This window comes from Mesorhizobium sp. WSM4836 (assembly GCF_055811815.1).
Genome location: NZ_JBVVQF010000001.1, coordinates 356103 through 375455 on the forward strand (window position 1 = coordinate 356103; position 19353 = coordinate 375455).

Annotated in this window: 18 protein-coding genes; 10 read left to right on the forward strand and 8 right to left on the reverse strand. The window is 61.7% G+C overall.

The features are described from left to right. Positions 1–86: 86 nt before the first annotated feature. A complete protein-coding gene (locus tag AC0L2P_RS01835) occupies positions 87–824 on the reverse strand; it encodes a 4'-phosphopantetheinyl transferase family protein (RefSeq protein ID WP_473499544.1) in 738 nt (245 codons plus the stop codon). Between the two features lie 255 nt (positions 825–1079). Beyond that, positions 1080–2276 carry an ROK family transcriptional regulator gene (locus AC0L2P_RS01840; protein WP_473499545.1) on the reverse strand — a complete coding sequence of 399 codons (1197 nt, stop codon included), beginning with the start codon at positions 2274–2276 and terminating at the stop codon, positions 1080–1082. Positions 2277–2419: 143 nt separating this feature from the next. Here AC0L2P_RS01840 and AC0L2P_RS01845 point away from each other — a divergent pair, with 143 nt between their 5' ends. Genes AC0L2P_RS01845 through AC0L2P_RS01875 form a run of 7 tightly spaced genes read left to right on the forward strand, consistent with a single transcriptional unit; the run spans position 2420 to position 9339 of the window. After that, complete coding sequence (locus tag AC0L2P_RS01845) at positions 2420–3685, forward strand: ABC transporter substrate-binding protein (RefSeq protein WP_473499546.1); 1266 nt, start codon at positions 2420–2422, stop codon at positions 3683–3685. Between the two features lie 57 nt (positions 3686–3742). Continuing rightward, positions 3743–4681, forward strand: a complete 939-nt coding sequence (locus AC0L2P_RS01850) for a carbohydrate ABC transporter permease (protein ID WP_473499547.1) — start codon at positions 3743–3745, stop codon at positions 4679–4681. Continuing rightward, on the forward strand, positions 4674–5606 hold the full coding sequence (locus AC0L2P_RS01855) for a carbohydrate ABC transporter permease (RefSeq protein ID WP_473499548.1): 933 nt from the start codon (positions 4674–4676) through the stop codon (positions 5604–5606). Before AC0L2P_RS01850 ends, AC0L2P_RS01855 begins: the two co-directional genes overlap by 8 nt. Positions 5607–5616: 10 nt before the next feature. Next, positions 5617–6714 (forward strand): ABC transporter ATP-binding protein, encoded by a 1098-nt coding sequence (locus AC0L2P_RS01860; RefSeq protein WP_473499549.1) that lies wholly within the window; start codon positions 5617–5619, stop codon positions 6712–6714. Positions 6715–6717: 3 nt separating this feature from the next. Then, positions 6718–7491: an SDR family NAD(P)-dependent oxidoreductase gene (locus AC0L2P_RS01865; protein ID WP_473499550.1), complete on the forward strand. Its 774-nt coding sequence runs from the start codon at positions 6718–6720 to the stop codon at positions 7489–7491. Positions 7492–7528: 37 nt separating this feature from the next. Then, positions 7529–8530 (forward strand): sugar phosphate isomerase/epimerase family protein, encoded by a 1002-nt coding sequence (locus AC0L2P_RS01870; protein WP_473499551.1) that lies wholly within the window; start codon positions 7529–7531, stop codon positions 8528–8530. Then, positions 8527–9339 (forward strand): SDR family NAD(P)-dependent oxidoreductase, encoded by an 813-nt coding sequence (locus AC0L2P_RS01875; RefSeq protein WP_473499552.1) that lies wholly within the window; start codon positions 8527–8529, stop codon positions 9337–9339. Before AC0L2P_RS01870 ends, AC0L2P_RS01875 begins: the two co-directional genes overlap by 4 nt. 91 nt (positions 9340–9430) lie before the next feature. On the opposite strand, the gene AC0L2P_RS01880 is transcribed toward AC0L2P_RS01875, so the two are convergent. Further along, positions 9431–9871: a DUF2267 domain-containing protein gene (locus AC0L2P_RS01880; RefSeq protein ID WP_473499553.1), complete on the reverse strand. Its 441-nt coding sequence runs from the start codon at positions 9869–9871 to the stop codon at positions 9431–9433. A 236-nt stretch (positions 9872–10107) separates the two neighbouring features. Here AC0L2P_RS01880 and AC0L2P_RS01885 point away from each other — a divergent pair, with 236 nt between their 5' ends. Both AC0L2P_RS01885 and AC0L2P_RS01890 read left to right on the forward strand, forming a co-directional pair. Further along, positions 10108–10479 carry a VOC family protein gene (locus AC0L2P_RS01885; RefSeq protein WP_473499554.1) on the forward strand — a complete coding sequence of 124 codons (372 nt, stop codon included), beginning with the start codon at positions 10108–10110 and terminating at the stop codon, positions 10477–10479. 1049 nt (positions 10480–11528) lie between these two features. Beyond that, positions 11529–11972: a hypothetical protein gene (locus AC0L2P_RS01890; protein ID WP_473499555.1), complete on the forward strand. Its 444-nt coding sequence runs from the start codon at positions 11529–11531 to the stop codon at positions 11970–11972. 39 nt (positions 11973–12011) lie between these two features. On the opposite strand, the gene AC0L2P_RS01895 is transcribed toward AC0L2P_RS01890, so the two are convergent. The 3 genes from AC0L2P_RS01895 to AC0L2P_RS01905 form a co-directional block, all read right to left on the reverse strand. Further along, positions 12012–12686 carry a LuxR C-terminal-related transcriptional regulator gene (locus AC0L2P_RS01895; RefSeq protein ID WP_473499556.1) on the reverse strand — a complete coding sequence of 225 codons (675 nt, stop codon included), beginning with the start codon at positions 12684–12686 and terminating at the stop codon, positions 12012–12014. After that, positions 12683–14125 carry a sensor histidine kinase gene (locus AC0L2P_RS01900; protein ID WP_473499557.1) on the reverse strand — a complete coding sequence of 481 codons (1443 nt, stop codon included), beginning with the start codon at positions 14123–14125 and terminating at the stop codon, positions 12683–12685. Before AC0L2P_RS01900 ends, AC0L2P_RS01895 begins: the two co-directional genes overlap by 4 nt. Positions 14126–14273: 148 nt before the next feature. Beyond that, complete coding sequence (locus AC0L2P_RS01905; protein WP_473499558.1) at positions 14274–15791, reverse strand: S10 family peptidase; 1518 nt, start codon at positions 15789–15791, stop codon at positions 14274–14276. A 356-nt stretch (positions 15792–16147) separates the two neighbouring features. On the opposite strand from AC0L2P_RS01905, the gene AC0L2P_RS01910 reads away from it, so the two are divergent. Continuing rightward, on the forward strand, positions 16148–16600 hold the full coding sequence (locus AC0L2P_RS01910) for a hypothetical protein (RefSeq protein ID WP_473499559.1): 453 nt from the start codon (positions 16148–16150) through the stop codon (positions 16598–16600). Positions 16601–16689: 89 nt separating this feature from the next. On the opposite strand, the gene AC0L2P_RS01915 is transcribed toward AC0L2P_RS01910, so the two are convergent. Beyond that, positions 16690–18024: a four-carbon acid sugar kinase family protein gene (locus AC0L2P_RS01915; protein WP_473499560.1), complete on the reverse strand. Its 1335-nt coding sequence runs from the start codon at positions 18022–18024 to the stop codon at positions 16690–16692. Positions 18025–18028: 4 nt separating this feature from the next. Then, positions 18029–19291: a 3-oxo-isoapionate-4-phosphate decarboxylase OiaX gene (gene oiaX / locus AC0L2P_RS01920; protein ID WP_473499561.1), complete on the reverse strand. Its 1263-nt coding sequence runs from the start codon at positions 19289–19291 to the stop codon at positions 18029–18031. Positions 19292–19353: the final 62 nt, after the last annotated feature.

Consider the following 19353-nt stretch of genomic DNA (forward strand, 5'->3'; position numbering starts at 1 on the left):
GAGCCGATCTGACTGCTTTTGAAGAAGCTCCGTCCCCTCGATCCCTTGTCGCCACAACAGGGTCACCGAGATCCGGTTCCGGGGCGTCAAGGCAATCCCAGGTCGAAATCGAAGCGGCGTGCGACAGCCTGAGGATCGCGTGCACTCCAGGCGACGGCGGCCACGTGGTGCGCGCTTGGGCGGAACTCGATGAGCCTGAGGGGTTCAACCATTTCCAGCGGCGGCGACAGGATATAGGCCTCGCCGCTGCCGCCCATCCCTATCTCCAGTCCCTCTCCGGAGAGGCCGACGCCGGCAGCTTTGAGCGCGGCTTCGCGACAAGTCCAAAACCGGCAGAACATGAGGCGGCGGGCCTCTGGCGCCAGTGACTCAAGTTGTGCGATTTCGCCGGGCGCGAACAGAGAACGGGCGATGGACATCTCCCCGCTCCTCGAGGCAACCCGTTCGATATCGACGCCGACTTGCCCGGCGGCAGCCACTGCCACAAGGGCAAGCTCCCCCGAATGCGAAAGGTTGAAGGCGAGGCGCCCGTCCGCAAGGAACGGCTTTCCCCGTGGGGTCTGCCGCAGATCGAGCTCTCCCGGGGCCCCGTCGGCGTAAATGGACAGCACCCGGCGTAAGGCGGCATGAGCTGCCAGATGGCGCCGCTGATCCTGCTCGAAAACAAACCGGCCGCCCCTGGTCAATTCATTTGGATTGAGCACCGCCATGTCCGATTGCGAAAGGGGAGTATCGAGGGCGACCCGCCACACATGGACATCGATCCCGAGGGCCGGCACCGCCTGCCCACCACCGTGCAGCAAGGCAACTCCGCTCTGCTTCATCTTGCAGTTTTCCCGACCGGGCGAGGGGTGGAGCTTGGCCTGCTGCAGCAATATGGCATTGACAACCACTCCCAAGCTTACCCGTTAACACCATAAACCCACGCGGCCCTTATAACATCTCTTGGCTCGCTCATCATTGCCACGCGCTAACCCACCAGAGTGAACCAGTCCAAACGCCGGAGGGACTGGGCTGTGTGGCGGCTGCGCAGCGTTTTGGAACAACGATCCTCAGGGCACCGCTGAAGCGAAGCCGGGTCACTGAAGCCTGCTGTTGTGGCGCAGCACGAGGCCGACCGCGCCGAGCAATGCGTCGTTCTCCGTGTGCTTGCCAACGATTATCCGTGTGCGCAGCGCGGGTGCCACATCGCGGGACTTGATGAGCGTGTGGCGTTCATATGACGCGATCAGCGGTGCCAGGAGAATGTCGCCCGCCAACGCCATGCGGCCGCCGATGATGATGAGCGGCGGGTTGAGCACCGAACCGATCAAGCCAAGGCCACGGCCGGCGAACTCGGCGGTGTCCTCGATCATCCGCAGCGCCCTGACGTCGCCCTGCTCGGCCATCATGATCACGTCGTCCATCGTGACCGGCCGCCGCACGATGCGCGAAATCTGCTCGAGCGGCCGGGCAAAGCTGGCATAGAGCTCCAGGCATCCTCGATTGCCGCACCGGCAAAGGTCGCCGCCGGGATCGATGCTGATGTGCCCGAATTCGCCGGCGCCGCCCGCTATGCCACTCACCAGCCGGCCGTGCTGGACAATGGCCCCGCCGACGCCCAGATCGACCTTGAACAGCACGAACTCGTCGTGGCCGACGGCCGCACCCCACATCAGCTCCGCAATGGCCGAGCAGTTGCTCTCATTGTCGGCGAAGATCGGCTGTTCGAGGACCGGCCCGAACACATCGCGGATGTTGACCCCCGCCCAGGTCGGAACGATACTCGCCCGCAGCACCACTCCGTCGCGGCTGACTGGGCCCGAGACGGAGACCCCAACCCCCAGGAGCCCCGCCATCGGCAGACCGTTCTCTTCATAGCATCGGGCGATTACTGACTTGGCGAGCTGGGCTGCCTGCTGTGGCTGGTAGTCCAGGTCCATGGGGATAGTTTGTTCGGCAATGAAAGAATGCGAGACGTCGGCGACGACGCATCGCATCTCGTCGAGGCCCAGATGGATGCCGACGCAGGTGCCCGCAGCGGGATTGAGCGTCAATGTTGCGGCAGGCCTGCCAATACCTCTGGCCGCGTCATGATGGGCCGAGGATTCGATCACCATCCCAGACTTTCTCAAGCCGTTGAGCGCGGTTGAAACGGTCGACCGCGCCAAACCGGTAATGCGGGTAATTTGCGACGCAGAAAGCACGCCGCGCTCGCGCAGGCATCGGACGATCAGGCTCTCCGGCGACGCGGACGGCCTGTCGATCAGCCAATTTCTAAGCGAAGGTTTGTTCATGATGAGCACAAAGCACGTTGACTGATAGCCCAAATATGTCATCTTGGAAAGAACAGAGATTGCTGGATCTCAGCGGCCACGACCTCAAATCGCGGGCCACAAGCGGTCGATACGAACCGTGCATCACATATGGGAGTGAAACGATGAAACATCTGAGGACGGCCTTCGCAGCCGCTGCCGCCTTGACCTTGATTACCGGAACAGCGCTCGCGGAACCCAAGACCAACCTCTTGCATCAATGGGCGACCGGATCGGACGCCCAGGCCATCGCCAAGCTCGGCGAGATGTTTACCGCCAAGGGCGGCACCTGGCAGCAGACCTCCATCGCTGGCCATACGGCCAATACCCTGGCCAAACTGCGTGCCGATGTGATCGCCGGCAACGCGCCTCCCGCGGTGCAGTTAAAGGGCCCCGAGATCGCCGAATGGAACGAGACGGGCATGACAGCCAATCTCGACGACCTGGCGAAGGCGGAAAATTGGGAGAAGGTCGTCGCTCCCGAATTGCTGCCGGTGATGAAGCCGACCGGCAACTGGGTGGCGGCGCCGATGAACATCCACCGCATCAACTGGCTGTGGGCATCGCCGAAGGTGATGAAGGATGCGGGCGTCACCGAGATGCCGAAGACATGGGCGGAATTCAACGCCGCCTGCGACAAGATCGTGGCCAGCGGCAAGATTTGCATTTCGCACTCGACCGCCGACTGGACCGACTCGACCGTTTTCGAAGTGGTCGTGTACGGTCAGGACCTCGATCTCTACAGGAAAGCTTTCGTCGAGGGCGACGTCGATGCCATGCGCAGCGACGGCATGGTCAAGGCCTTCGAGCAGTTCCGCACTATGACCTCGAAGTACATGGACCCCGGCATGAATGGGCGTGACTGGGATACCATGTCTCACCTCGTCGGCCGCGGCGAGGCCGCCTTCCACATCATGGGCGACTGGACGCTCGGCCTGCTGACGGCCGGCGGCTTCAAGCAGGGCACCGACTATGTCTGCGCCCAGGCGCCGACCGATTGGGGCAAGCCGGGTTTCATCCTGAATTCGGACTCGGTCGTGTTCTTCAAGCAAAAGGACCCGGACTACATCGAGGGACAGAAGCTGCTTGCCAGTATCATCCTGTCGCCCGAGTTCCAGACCATTTTCAATCAGACCAAAGGCTCCATCCCGGCCCGCCTCGACGTCGATCTTTCGAACGGCTTCAATCCCTGCCAGCAACTCTCGCAAAAGGATCTGCAAGCCTCGATCGCCACTGGCACGCTCGTGCGTTCGATGGCGCACAACATGACGGTGCCGCAAAAGGTCCGCGGCGCAATTATGGATAGCATCACCGAGTTTGTAGCAACGCCGGATATGAGTGCGCAGGACGCGGCCAATGCGATGGCGGATGCGGCCGAAGCGCAGAAGTAATGCTGCCGATGATGGCCGGGGGCGAAGCGCCCGGCCAGACCTCGCCGGAGCAGCCCGATGTCGACCCATGATCTGATTGTACCAGCTGCTGCCGCCGCGGCCCGTCCGTGGCGCGAGCGCCTGGGCACGATGGTGCCCATTCTGGTGCTGGCGCCGTCGATAGTGGCGAGTTTCATCTATGTTTTCGTCTTCACGCTCTGGACGCTCTACATCTCGCTGTCCAATTCGTCGCTGTTGCCGACCTATGGGTTCGTCGGCCTGGACAATTACGCTTCGCTCTGGGCAAACCGGCGCTGGAACATCGCCTATACCAATCTCTTCCTGTTCAGCGGCTTCTATATCGTTGGCTCGATGGCCGTTGGCCTGCTGCTCGCGATCGCGATCGACCAGCGCGTCCGCGGCGAGGCGGTTTGGCGCACCATGTTTCTCTATCCGCTGGCGGTGTCCTTCATCGTCACCGGTACGGTGTGGAGTTGGCTCTATAACCCTGTCGACGGTATCCAGGCCTTCGTTCGCGGGCTCGGCTGGACCGACTTCAGCTTCGCCCTGACGGCCAACCGCAACACCGCCATCTATGCGGTGATCATAACCGGTATCTGGCAGTCGTCCGGCTTCGCGATGGCACTTTTCCTAGCCGGTCTGCGGTCCGTCGATCCGGATCTCGTCAAAGCCGCGCAAATCGACGGCGCGTCGGTTTTCCGGACCTATCGGAGGGTCATCCTGCCAACCATCGCCCCGATATTCCTGGCGGTGGCGGTCATTCAGATACAATTCGCCATCAAGACCTTCGACCTGGTTGCGGCGTTGACGCGGGGCGGGCCAGGCGTGTCCACCACCTTCCCCGCCATCTATGTCTACGACCTGATGTTCCAGCGCGGCCAAATCGGCGAGGGTGCCGCCGCGGCTATGATGATGCTCGCGGCTGTCGCGGTGGTGCTGGTGCCGTACTCCCTGTGGATCGTCTGGCGCCGGCGGGCCGAGGGCCGCAATGGCTGAAATTGCTCCTGACACCAGCTTTGATTCGGGCCGGCCCAATCAGGCCGGCTTTGATCCGGAAGAAGCCGCGGCCACGCGCCGGCATTTCTGGAGCCGCTTCCTTGTCTATGCCGTGCTGGCGCTTTTCGCGACGGTCTATCTCGTGCCGCTGCTGGTGGTAATCTTCAACTCATTGCGCGAGCAGTCGGAGATTGCCCGCAACGGCCTCATCTCCGTACCTCGCAGTCTCCGCCTCGACGCTTGGGCGCAGGCCTGGGGATCCTACTGCGTCAGCGGTACCTGCGAGGGGATGAAGCGCAATTTTTTCAACTCGCTGGCGATGACGATCCCCGCCACCATCATCTCGACCATTCTCGGCGCCATGAACGGCTACATCCTCTCCAAATGGCGCTTCAGGGGTTCCGAACTGATCTTCAATCTGATGCTGCTAGGCGTATTCATCCCCGGCCAGATTTCGCTGATGCCGTGGGCGTTCCTGCTCGGCAAGCTCGGCCTGACCAATTCCACATATGGGCTGGTGTTGATCCACGTCGTCCAGGGCATCTCGTTCACCACCCTGTTCTGCCGCAATTTCTACGTCAGCATACCGGACGACCTGATCAAGGCGGCACGCATAGACGGCGCCGGCTTCTGGCGGATCTTCCGCAAGATCATCCTGCCCCTGTCGCCGCCCATCTTGATTGTCACCGTCATCTGGCAGTTCACCGGCATCTGGAACGAGTATCTGTTCGGCGTCGTCTTCACATCGGGCCAGCAGCAGCCGATCACAGCGGCGTTGGTCGCGCTTACCGCCGGCGGCACGACCGCACGTGCTTACGATGTGATGAGCGCAGCCGTGCTGATTGGCGCGTTGCCACCGCTGCTGATCTATCTGTTCGGCGGAAAATACTTCGTGCGCGGCCTCACCCAGGGCGCCATCAAATGAGGCGTCGCCCATGTCCGCGTTGATGGTCCGCAATCTTCACAAGAGCTACGGTTCGCTCGAGATTCTTGCCGGCATCAATCTCGAGGCCAAGACCGGAGAATTCGTCGCCCTTGTCGGCCCGTCGGGTTGCGGCAAGTCAACCTTGCTCGCCATGATCGCCGGCCTCGAAACCGTCACGTCGGGCGAGATATGGATCGGCGACCGGCTGGTGAACTCGGTGCAACCCAAGGACCGCGACATTGCGATGGTGTTCCAGTCATACGCCCTCTATCCAACGATGACGGTGCGCCAGAATATTACCTTCGGCATGGAAAGCCGCGGCGTGCCAAAAGCGGCGCAAGCGGAAGCTGTCCAGCGGGTTGCCGCACTCCTGCAGATCGAACAGTTGCTTAAACGCAGGCCAGGCCAGCTCTCGGGCGGCCAGCGGCAGCGCGTTGCGATGGGGCGTGCCCTGGTTCGCGACCCGAAGTTGTTTTTGTTCGACGAGCCCCTGTCCAACCTCGATGCCAAGCTGCGCGTCGACATGCGCACCGAAATCAAGAAGCTTCACCATCGCGTCGGCAAGACCACGGTGTATGTCACCCACGATCAGGTCGAGGCGATGACGCTCGCATCCCGCATTGCGGTGATGAACCAGGGCTCGGTGCAGCAATTCGACACGCCGAAACGGATCTACGACCGGCCAACCAACATGTTCGTTGCCGGTTTCATGGGATCGCCGGCGATGAATTTCATCCCCGCCCGGCTCACGGGCTCAACCAGCATCTCGGTACGCGCCGCTGACGGCAGCGACGCCAGCCTTGCTCTTGCCGCGCCGATGCCCGCCGGTGCGCCAAAGGACGTCGTGCTCGGTATCCGGCCGGAACATATCTACCGTTTCACGACCGACCTGAAGTCGCGCAAACCTGCTGTGGCGTCCATGCGGGCGCCGGTCGAACTGGTCGAGCCGACCGGGGCCGAGACGCTGGCCGTGCTCAGGCTGGGTGACCTGGAGATCACCGGCCGTTTCGAGCCGGACGACGCTCCCGTCATGGGCGAGACGATAACGCTCGGCATCGATATGTCACGCGCCTGTCTGTTCGATCCAACAACCAAGGCGCTTCTGTAATCGATGTCCGTACAATTCGCGACTTATCCTAGCTTGACCGATCGGGTCGTACTGATCTCCGGCGGCGCCTCCGGCATCGGCGCCGATATGGTCCGCGCCTTCGCCTCGAATGGCGCCCGGGTAGCCTTTCTCGATGTGCAGGACGAACCAGCGGAGGCGCTGGTGCGCGAGCTCGGCGCTGCCGCCGGGCAGGTTCCCTTGTACCTCCATTGCGATGTGACCGACGTCGATGCGCTGCAGGCGTCGGTAGCAGGCGTGCGCGCGCGGATTGGTCCGGTCGCCGTCCTGGTGAATAACGCTGCCAATGATCAGCGCCATCCCATCGACGAGGTGACGGCTGACTATTGGGACCGCAGCTTCGACGTCAATCTGAGACATCACTTCTTCGCCGCGCAGGCAGTGCATCCGCATATGAAGGAACTCGGCTTCGGCTCGATCATAAACTTCTCCTCCATTGCCTGGCGTTTCGGAGCGGACCAGATGGTGGCCTACGCCACCGCCAAGGGGGCTGTGGTGGCGCTGACGCGTGCTTTGGCGCGGTCGTTCGGACCGGATAACATCCGCGTCAATGCGGTCGAACCTGGCGCCGTCATGACCGAGCGGCAGCGCGAGCTGTGGTTCAAAACGCAGGAGACACTCGACCAGACGGTGCAGCGGCAACTGATCCGACGCGTTCTGCTGGGCGAGGAGATTGCACGCACCGTGCTCTTCCTGGCCGCAGACGACAGCCGCATGATCACCAAGCAGTCCATCACCGTCGATGCCGGTCTGCGCTAGTGACACCTCTCCGCTCTCAATTGGAACCGCCAAGCTGATGCTTCGTCTCGGCCTCAACCCCTACGGACTGACCTACTATCTCGGCCTGCAGGGCCGCGGCACGCCGCGGCACAATCCGAACGGCGTGGGGCTGGCAGGCTTCATAGCGCTGGCGCAGGAACTGGGCGCACGCACGCTCGAGATCTACGAGCCCTGGTTGACCGAATTATCGGACGCCGAGATCGTCGCGCTGCGCAGGCGTCTGGCCGCGCTGGACACCGTTCCGGTGGTTAGTGGCGGATTTCTCGTGGCAGGTCCGCTGGACAACGCCTTTCGGGCCGCGCGCCTGCTCGAGGCAACAACGATCCGCATCGCACTGACGCCCGTCCTGTGCGGCGACCGCAATGCGTGGGGTACGAAATGGAGCGAGTTCAACGCAACGATTCGCGCTGCCTTGACGAAATGGGGGCCGCGTGCGGCGGCTGAGGGCCGCGTGCTCGGCATCGAGAACCATCAGGACTTCGGCAGCGACGAACTGGTCGCGTTCTGCGAATTCGGCGGGCCGGGCGTCGGCATCACCTACGATACCGGCAACACCTTTCCTGTCGGCGAGGCGCCGCTTGCCTTCACGCGCCGGATAGCGCCGCATGTCCGCCACGTTCACCTCAAGGATTATCGCGTCCAGTTCACGGATAAGGGCTACCGCCTGGTCCGCTGCGCGATCGGCGACGGCGCCGTGCCTTTCGCCGAACTGGCAGCCATCCTGGGCGAGCACCACGACACGCTGACGGCCGTGCTTGAGCCCGGCGCGCTGGAGGCCCGTCACGTTCGCTGTCTCACCGACGACTGGTGGAACGGATATGCGCCGAAGACCGCACGCGAATTCGCCGCCTGCCTGAGTGCTGCGCGCCTGAACCGCCTTGCGGACGACGCCGACTACCGCACGCCGTGGGAACGGGACGATGACGGCGCGCTCGTTTCGTACGAGCTCGACATGATCCGGCGCAGCGCCGTCAACATGAAGAAATTCGATTTCATTGCAATGGAGAAATCAGCATGACTGCCCGAGAACTCAGCGGCCTGACGGCCTTCGTCACCGGCTCGGGACGCGGCCTCGGCCGCGTGATGGCCGACCGCTTGGCCGAACTTGGCGCAAACGTCGCGGTCCACGACCTCGATTGGACCCGGCCATCTCAATACGGCGAATTCGCGGATCTCGGCGACTCTGCCCGAGGTTTGGAGAAGCATGGAACGCGGGTGACCGCGGTCACCGGCAATATAGGCGACAAGCAGGCCGTCGCCGAAATGAAGAGGAAGATCGAGGCGGATCTTGGCGACGTGCACGTCTTGGTCAACTGCGCCGGCGGCGACATCGGCGCCAAGGGCGTAAAGCCCAATCCCAACAACGCGCTCGACATCGACTACGACGACATCAAGGTTCTCACCGACAATAACCTCATCGGCACGATACTGGTCTGCCAGGCGTTCGTTCCGCCGATGGTCAAGCGTGGCTCGGGCTCGGTGATCAACATCGCCTCGGCGGCGGCGCATATCGGATGCTCGCCCGAGGTGGTCTACTCGACGCTCAAGGCAGCCGTCGTCCATTATACGCGCTGCCTCGCCAAGGAATTGATCGACGACGGCGTACGCGTCAATGCGGTGAGCCCCGGCGCCACCAAGACGGCACGCTTCCAGGCGAGCCGGGTGGTCGATCCGCAGCGCATGGATTCGAGCAAGAAATCGCTGAACCGGTATGCGGAGCCTGAAGAGATCGCCGAAGCGGTGGCCTTCCTCGCCGGTCCGCGCGCGCGCTTCATCAACGGGCAGGTCATCCGCGTCGACGGCGGTTTCACGATCTTTCCAGGTTAAGCCGCGAGCGTCCATCCCGGCTGAGAACTTCGCCATTTAGCGTGGCGCATAGTCCGTTCCGGTGTGCTCCACTAACCTCTGACTTTAGCCGCTACTTGACGCCCACGCTTTCGGGCCAGAGGACCTGGATTTCCTTTGGCAGCGCATCCCGCACCTTTGCCGACTGGCCAAGGTCGATATGTCGTGCAAGCACACGCAGGACTGAGCGTGCCGCATCCTCGGGATCGACAGGACGGGTCGATTTCAATTCATCGGCGATGTGTTGCAGGAACTCCTCAAGCGAGCGTGTCTTGTCGGGCATGTCGGCGGGTCGATAGCGATCATAGTAGGCGCCGCGCGCGAGCAGCGGCAGTTCCGCTCCCAATTTGGCCGCCAGTCCGATCTGCAGCCTGTCCCGAAGGGTTCGCAGAACGGCGCCTAATGTATGCCAGGCGACGTGTCGATCCGGACCAAGATCCGCCATGATCTCGTCAAGCCAGATGTTTGTTATTTGCAGCGTTTTGTCAAAGACGTCCAAGCCGGTTGCGCTCATCGTCGCCTCCTCGAAAGGTTCTGCGGGCGAAACGGCGACCGGACATAATTGTTTCGCGGTCCTGTGAAAATGTCCGGCGTGGGGAGCTTAGGCCGACCCGGCGTTGAAGTCTCCGACCGAACCCTGGATCTCTTGACTGTTTGAGCGGCTCGCGCCGACAATGGCATTGGGAAGATGGCGGGATGTCGCCCACGGTGTTGGGCACCTCTTGCCGATCAAGCTGCGAAAGGGCTGTCATGGATTGGAAGCTGGAACTAGTCCCGGTCCCCGTATCGGACGTCGATAGAGCAATTGCCTTTTATGTTGGTAAGGTCGGCTTTCATCTCGATCACGACCACACCGTAAGCGACGAGATACGTTTCGTGCAATTGACGCCGCCCGGTTCGGCCTGTTCGATTGCCATGGGCAACGGGGTCGTCGACAGCCCCCCAGGATCCATAAGGGGCCTGCAACTGGTCGTGCCCGATATCGATGAGGCACACCGATACCTGGCCGCTCAAGGTATCGAGGTCAGCGATATCAAGGATTTTCCCTGGGGCAGATTTGTCTTCTTTAAGGATCCCGACGGCAACACCTGGTCTGTCCAGAAACTTCCACCTCGCAGCTGACGCGGAGGTAAGGCAAGATCGCGCGCTGCCGCGAAAATGCCTCGACGCGTCGCAAAAATGCGCCTGAGTTCGAAGGCTCCGTGCGGTGCCGTGCACGAGCAAATCAATGCATTTGCAAATTGATTTTACGATGCCTCGCAATTGGAGTCGTCAGGCGAATTCGCTGCACAGATGATCGATGGAATTCGCTGCACAGATGACCGATGGAAGCAAATGACCAAAAGAAGAAGGCCGGACTGTTTAGCCCGGCCAAGCGTGAAGGTCTGTAACCTCCAGAGGGGAACGCGCCGGACGCAATGGGAGGAGACATCCGACTCAATCCGCATATGAATCTGTACTGGTGAGTTTCAATGACATGCGGTGGACCAACGTCGCTTCGCCATAGAGCCAGGAACGCGAAGCATTCGAAGCGACCGGTGGATCGCGCCGCTGGTGGACACAAAGGTTGCCGAATGCAGGGTGGCTCCTGGCATAGGGACTTCAGTCTGTAGGCCTGTCGACCAAGGGCCAACACAGCCAAACTTTGGTCCGAGGCTGCTATCGCAAAAGCCCAAAACGCGAGAGTTTCAGGAACCGAGTTCCGAGGAGGCCCGTTGCGATGCCGACTGTTACAGGAGGCCGCTATGGATCCGAGCGTTCACCAGGCGCGTTGGCTGCTTTTTCCGTTATTTGGCCTGTGTTTCGGGATCGCGGCCATTGGATTTATTGTTGGCTGACGATGAGAAGTCGGCGCCGAGAGGCGCAACGAAGCGAAGGCAAAAGACTTGCGCAGTAAATAGTCCCTTCCTGCGCCAGCGAGACCCACCAGTTACCCTCGTGGGACTGGTGGGTCTTGACCTACCGGATACAAACCGTTGTTTTAAACATCACACGAATTCGAACAGGAGGCAGCACGACAGGTCCGTATGATTAAGGCGATTTCCGAGATGCGACTGGCAAGTTCATTGATGACGACCCGGAGACGAAGGACCGGATCTTCACGAGGACGTCATGTCGGCATTTCTGTAGTCGTTTTGACCTTCGTTCTCGTTGTGAGCCCCTATCGCGTCATGTTCGACGCACTGTCGCCGACGCTCGCCCCGCAGGCTGCCTGGGCCAGAGACAGCGGGAACGGCAACGGGAATGGAAATGGCAACGGGGGGAATGGTAACGGGAACGGCAATTCGGGCAATTCCGGTGGAAACTCCAGCAATTCAAACTCGAACGCCGGAGCCGGCAAGGGCAAAGCAAAGTCGCAGGACGACAATCCCCCTGATCCCGCCCCTGCGGTAAACCCGGGCAGCCCGGGCAGCAGGCCAAAACTCTTTATCAATGCAACCACGGGAGACCGGGTCGAGGTGAGTGGGCCGAGCATTGGCGTGATGCATTCGAACGGCCTCAGCGAGCGCGTCGATAGCGGCCAATATGAAATGCGGGATGCCAAGGGCCGCACCATCATTCGGCGCATGGCGACGCGTTCCGATCGGGACAGGTTGCTTGAAATGATCGACTGAGGGCCAGTTCACATAGCCGGGCCGTGCGGCAATTTCGGCTCAAGCGTGATCGCGAACAGGCGGATTCCGGCGTTCAGTCGCGTCGCGCAAGCTCATCGCCGCTTCGGTCCTGTTGCTGACGTTGAGCTTAGCCAGGATTCGCGTCATGTGGTGCTTTATCGTTTTCTCATGCAGGTTCAGCCGAAGCCCGATCCTTTTGTTGCTCAGTCCCGCGGCAACCAGCGTCAGGATCTCCCTTTCGCGGCTGGTGAGTTCGGCAAGTCCGTCAGCTTTCGCCGGCTCTTTTGATTGAGCCGACAGATCGGCCAACAGGCGCGCCGACAATTGTGGACAGACATATCGTTCGCCCGACGCTACCGTGCGCAGGATCGCAGCCAACGTCCTCGACCCGACCCCCTTCAGAACATAGCCTCTTGCCCCGCTCTGCAACGCGGTCATCACATGCTGGTTTTCTTCCGAAACGGTCAGCATCACAATTTTCAGTGCCGGATACCGCTCCAGGGCCGGTCCGATCACGCCAAGGCCACCTCCAGGAACGGAGATGTCCATCAGCAGAATGTCGGGCCGCTGGTCTTCGATTATCCGCAGAGCATCGTCTCTGCTGCTTCCCTCACCGACGATCTCGAACCCGCCGATCTGATCGAGCGTGCGCACAACGCCTTCCCTGAACAGCGGATGGTCGTCGACGATGGCGAGCTTGATGGCTGCGGTCATGTCTGCCCCATTTCAACGATGTTGAGAGCCATTTTCACGATCGTGCCACTTTGTGAGGAAGTCACGGTAAACTGGCCCCCGAGGCTTTCCACCCGCTCGCGCAGCCCAACGAGCCCCAGCCTCTCGGGACGCACGATTTGTGGGTCAAAGCCGGGGCCGGCGTCGGACACTTCGATACAAACGCGTTCGCCGTCGAAATGTTTCTCGACCGACTGACCTTCACCTCCGGCATGACGGAATCCATTGTTCAGCGCCTCCTGGACGAAGCGGAAAATGCAGATCTTGGCCGCCGGTGACAAGGGTTTATGGCCGCCGGTCATCGATAGTCTCACTTTGACGCCCGTTCGTTCTTCGTGCGCCTGTACGGCAAGCTGGAGAATTTCACCCAGTTCGGCATGCTCGATATGCGGAAGGACAAGGCCCTTGCTGATGCTCCTGATCTCGCGCATGGCATCGTCCAGATGTGCTTTGATGGCAAGCAATTCCTGCGCGCGCTTCGATTGCGGCGTAGCGGGATCGGCAATGATGGGGCTGTCGATTCTCAGCGCCGCGAGAGCAACCAGTTGCGCGGGACCATCGTGCAAGTCCGCACCAATGCGCCTGAGATAGCGTTCGTTAAGTGCGGTGGCGCGCTGCGAGGCACGCTGCACCCGCAGCCTCAACAGTCTGTTTTGAGCAAGCAGGTCGGAAAGCTCGGCAATACGCTGCTTCAACGAGCGGCTCTGCAAGCTGATCGTGCGGCTGCCACGGAATACGATTGCCGAGAGCCCGAGAAAGAAAGCCGCCGTGACGGCAGCAACGTCCAGCCAGGTTCGAATGAGTGCCTGACGCAGGTTTTTTTCAAAATCAGTGGCGACCTCGTAGAATTCCGAAACGGCTACCACTTCCCCCGACCATGGCTGTAGCACAGGATTGTAGATCTCGAGGAGATGCAAGCCGCTGGCTCTTTCGGCCTCGCTGTCCGGATCGTCAAGCTTGTCGAACTCCGAAACCATTTGGCCTGCAAATGCCGCCCGGAGATTCTCGCTGGGTTCAAAGCGCTTGCCGATCAATGTCTTGTCGGTCGAATACAGGATGGTTCCGTCGCGACGCCAGAGCTTGAAGGATTCGAGCCTTGTGCCGAGCGCCCCTTGTCCCAGCGTTTCATCGAGCGCATGGGCGACGCTCTCGTCGAGGACTTCGCTCTTACGCATATCCGGAAGCAGCGGCGCGATAACGCTGTCCACGTAAAGAGCCGTAGCCGATGCCGAATTCTGCGTGACCACGGCTTCTATGTGGCTCGTGACGGAAATCCCCACCACCACCATGGCCGACAGGGAGAATAGGCCACCCGCGAGCAGGAACTGCGTGGCCAGCGACAGCTCATTCCAGCGGTCGACGAGGCTTCTCAGCCTGTGTGGCCTGGTATTCCGAATGGCCCGCTCGGCAGAACGCCGCACCAGTGGCGCAATTCTGGAGAGCCGGCTAATCCGCTGTCGAACGTCGCTAAAAGACGCCATCCTAGGTGTGTAACCGATCAATCGCGATGGAACTAGGGCCTGATGAGAGCGCGAACAGCGTATCCGCCGCTTTTTTGCGCAAACCGTCTCATTGCGTCGTTCGGTAAAGCTCGGACGCAGCCTGCTTCAGTGCCGCCCGCCCATCCGGCCTCAGGTACATCATGTGCCCGCCTTCCAGCACCTCGCTGCGAATGGGCCTTGCGCCCGCAAGCGAAGGAATTTGACTAAGCAGATAGCGCGAGCCCATGTACGGCGTCACCAGATCGCTGTAGCCGTTGACAATAAGCACGCCGAGGCTGGGGTTCAGCGTGCGCGCCTGCTGAAGGTCGCCCATGACACCCGCATAGCCCTGACGCGTCGGGCTCGTTCCATAGTCCCAATTGCCGCTGACTTCGCGATTGAGAAGCCGATAGCTGATATCCGTGCGGAAGTTCAATTCATCACGCACATAGCCGACGAAAGCGGAGGTGAGCGCCGGCACGCTTCGATCGAGCACCGGATCGGGACCCTCGACTCCCAGGCTCTCTGGCGCCACGTCCGCTGTAGCGATGTTGCCGTCATAGGCGCTGAGAACATTGCCCTTTGCCCGCGCAAACTCCTTGGCGAAGAGCCCTATGGGAATGCGGGCAAAGTGCCGCTGGACGAGATCGAACGGCAGACCAGTGATTGCGGCGACACGTTGGCTCGCCAGGCCTCCACCCTGCTCCAGCCCACCGGTCAGCGCAGCCAGATAATCGCCGAGCGCATAGCGTTCGACTTCGGCCAGCCGCTCCTGCAGAGCCGGGCCGGAAACGCCTTCGCTGTGCAGGCGCACTGCCGCCAGCGACGGCAGTTCCAGCGCCCAGTGGAGCGGCTGGAACTCGTCCGGGCGCACCAGCGTGAATTCGAGCGCCGGCGAAATCAGCACGACGCCGCTCGGGCTGATGCCGATGTCTTCCTGAAGCTTCCTGGCGAGCAACGCTGCTCGAAAGCCGCCATAGCTTTCACCAGCCAAGAAGACAGGCGATGCCGTACGCTTGGTCTGCGCCAGATAGAGCCGGATAAACGCGCCTATCGACGCGGCGTCCTGGCTGACGCCCCAGAAGCTGTGTGCCCCCGTGCCGGGCGCTTCACGGCTGTAACCGGTTCCGACAGGGTCCACAAAGACCAAGTCGGTCATGTCGAGCCAAGTGTCGGGGTTATCGAGCAGCCTCTGCGGCGGCGGCAGGAAACTTCCATCGGCCGCCGTCGCCAGGACCCGCGGACCGAGCGCGCCGAGATGAAGATATGCGGAAGCTGCTCCCGGACCGCCATTGAACACGAAGGTGATCGGGCGACGCGGATCCGGTCCCGTTTCTTTCCCGGCGTGCAGAGCATAGGCGACATAGAAAATCTCGGCGGTGATATCGCCTTTGCCCGACGGCAATGACAGCGTGCCGGCCTTGGCCTCGTAATCGAGCGTGCGTCCGGCAATGACGATCGAATGATCGGAAATCTGCGGCGATGGCAGGAGCGAGAGAACCCCGCCTGTGGGCGGCGGCCGCTGGGCCGTCTCCGCATGACCGACCGCAACTCCGGCAACCAACAGCAGAAGAGCGAGGGCGATTTCTTGCAGCTTGATAGGCATGACGTCTCCGGAGCAATTTGGCTGGAAACTAGCACACCGTCGGCCGAACCAAAGTCACAGCACCGTGCGCCAGTACATCTGACAAGAAGGGGTCGGGTTTGGAAATCCGATGCCCCTGGCGGAAGATAGGGCGCGAGGATCACGGCGGCAGCCTCAATCTCTTGCAGCAGATGAGTGCGACGGAATGAAGTACCAAACGACTTCGTGAATTTCTGCCGGTTGACTCGATTGGCCCACTTCCTAGGTTGGCATTCGGGGCTCCCGTACAATCCGAAGTTGGTATGACATCTTTCAAGACGAGAAAGCTTGCCCTTCTCCTTCTACCGGCAAGCGCCGCCATCTTGTCTTCCTGCGTCATGCCCGACGACACGTCGAGCACTGCTAAGGAGGACGCCACGGCGGCGGCGGCCCGCAAAGAGATGGTCGGCCTTAGCGAGGCGGACGTTCGAATGTGCGCGGGCTTTCCGACCGCCACTGCCGATGTCGGCAAATCCGGCCAGATCTGGACCTATCAGCGCGTCGTTCAACGCGGCAATCTCAATATTGCGGTTCCGACCGTGGCCATTGGCCCCGTTCCGGCGCTCGGAGGTTCCGTCAACGTCGCCCCCGGCGGCTACTGCAACACGCAAATTCGCATGGTTGACGGCCGTGTTGCCGAGATTGCCTACGCCGGCGACAACAACCTGCCGAACAACCGCGATGCGCTCTGTGTCAGCACGGTGGACGCCTGTGTTGCCTATGCCCGTCAGTATCGTCCAGGCAGGGCGATAGGCCATACAAGATACCGGGATGAGTTGCGTTGCCGCTGATCTGAACGCCTGAAGTTTCTGGTTTGCCGGCTAATGACTATCCTCGATCTCGATTGAGCATCACCGCTTTGACCGGATATCCCCTGCTCTCAACCGCCGATCCCATCGCGAATAGCGGAGAAATAGCGGTCGGTTCCGACTTGCCCGCCCTTGAGGGCAATTTCCAGCCCGTCAATCGCCTTTATGCGCGAATGCGCCACACAAAGCGGCGAGCCCGGCGATGCCGGCAGCGGCATTCGCACCGTCAGCGCGTCGATGCCCATCTGGCCAAGTGCGTGGCTCGATGTGTCGCCGCCGGCGATGACCACGCGCAGTAGCTTCTCTTGCAGCGTCAGTTCGCGCAGAAGCTCGCCAAGGCTGCGGCCGAGCTTATGGCGGGCGCCTTCCCGGCGATCGATTTCAGCACCGCGGTCGGCCGCAGGTCCGAGCGCGGTGTAGAGGACGACGCTCCGCCCGGCCCGTAGGCTGGAGCGGCCGGTTGCAACCGCGCGCACAATAGCGTCGTTCGAAGCCTCGGAAACCAGTTCGACCGGGTCGAGCTCGATCCCGTCGAAGCCATCGGCCAGAGCATGCCGGATCTGTCGTTCCGTCGTCGGCGAGCAGCTCCCCGAGACCACGGCGATCCTGTCGGCAGCGCCCGGCGGCGAAAAGGCGGGTTTGGCATCCACGATCCGATTCGATGCCCATTCGGCCAGCAAGGCATATTCGATGCCCGAAGAACCGACGACGAAATAACCGCCCGGCTTGCGAGCGCGCCAAATCTCGTTGCCGGCAAGCGCCTGGGTTTCCAGGCTATCGACATCGACAAGCACGATAGCTGTGCCATTCTCCACAAGCCGGTCGAATGCTTCCGACGGCGACCCAGACTGCAGCGTCGCCAGGTGGACCAGCCCAGAGCTGAGGTCGGTCTGGCGCGACAGATGGATCAGCAGGTCGGATTCATCCATTGGCGTGGTCGGATGGCGGCTCATCACGGGATGGCGGTCGATGCGGAAATATTTTTCGCGATAGGCCGCGAAGAGATGACCGAAGGCGGTGTAGCGCTTCAGCTGCGGCGCGCCGACCACCAGCGGCACGCCGTCTTGCCGGAAAACCGAGCGGCCGATCTCGATCGCCCGGCCGATGCTGCCGATCGCCGGGCTGGAATCGAAGGTCGAGCAGACCTTGTAGTGGCAGATCTCGGCGTTGAGGGCCTTCAGCCAGGCGAAGGCATCTCGCAGATGCGTGTCCATCCACTGCGGCGTCTCACTGCGGCTGCTGCCGGCCAGCCCGACGGCGCGGCAATGCGCAAACTTCGAAAGCAGCGCCTCGTCCGGCTGGCGCATGAACAGCACGGTCGGCATCCCACCGAGCTCGAGCGCCTCCATGACGTCGGTCGAGCCGGTCAGGTCGTCGCCGTAATAACTCAGAAGCAGGTTTTGCATGGCGTCAGGCCGCCTTGCCGCCGCCGAACTTCTCGATCGACCGCGCCAGCTCGACGTGGCTCAAGGCATAATCCGCCAACGGGATGTCCTGGACCGCTGCTTGCCAGGCTTGCTGCACGGCGCGCACGCCGGCGCCCGGCCCGTCCGGGTGGCTGACGATGCCGCCGCCGCAGAGATAGAGAAGATCGACCGTCCGGCCGGTTCGCTGGAAGGTTTCAGGCGCCTGCCCGCCCCACTGGCCGGAGCCGGCGACCGGCAATGCGCAATCGGCCGACGAAAAGATCGGCGTGGTCACCGCCTTGAAGGATTCGACGAAGGACCAGTCGGGTTCCCAGTATTTCGAAGCGATGCCGTTGATCTGGAACTGGTCGACGCCGAGCAGGCGCCAGAACTGCTGCCAGACCTTGAAATCCATGCCAAGGCCGGGATGACGGGTGAGAATGTCCCAGCCATTGCGGTGGGCATGGAGCACCAGGCTGGAGCGTTTTCGAAGGTAAGCCATGCCGCCGAAACCGATCGAATTGATGTTGACCACGGCGCAATTGCCGCCGGCCTTTGCCACCAGATCGTGGTTTCGCACCATCTCGTCTGGATCGGCATGTGAGATGCCAAAGGCGTACATGACCTTCTTGCCGGTCTTCTGCTCGTGGTCGAGGATCAGCGGCATGATTGCCCTCACCCGCTCCGACAGCGGCGAATAGGCCGGGCTCATCAGTTTCTCGTCGTCCTTGATGAAGTCGACGCCGGCGGCAATCAGCTCTTGCACCATCGCGGCGGTCTCGTGCGGGCGGAGCCCCAGCGCCGGCTTGACAATGGTCCCGATGATCGGACGATCCGCGACATCGGTCAGCCTGCGGCTGCCCGTGACGCCGAATTGCGGACCCGGATGCACGCCCCGGTACTCCTCGGGTAGCTTCATGTCGACCACACGGATGCCGGACAGGCCCTTGATCGAAAACGTGCCGCCGATGGCGATGGTCATCAGCGCCGACAGATCGGTGCCGATGGCGTCCAGCGGAAACGCGATGTCGACGTCGGCGCGCTTGACCGGGCCATTGCTGGCTTCGGGATCGGTTTCGGGAAGAGACGGCCGATCCGCATCCGGCAGATGCCGTATCGCCAGGAGGCGCGCCGCGACTCTGGCCTTGAGCTCCTCGGTCTCGCCGGCCAGCGCGACGAAGGTTCCGGTCGACTGGTCGCTTGCGATCTTGGCCGCCAGCGCCTCGATATTGCCGGGTGTTTCGATGCGATAGGTGAGAACAATCATATTCGCGCGGCTTGCCGGGATGGTTCGAAAGAGGTTCCTTGCCCTCCTAATCTGGTATAATG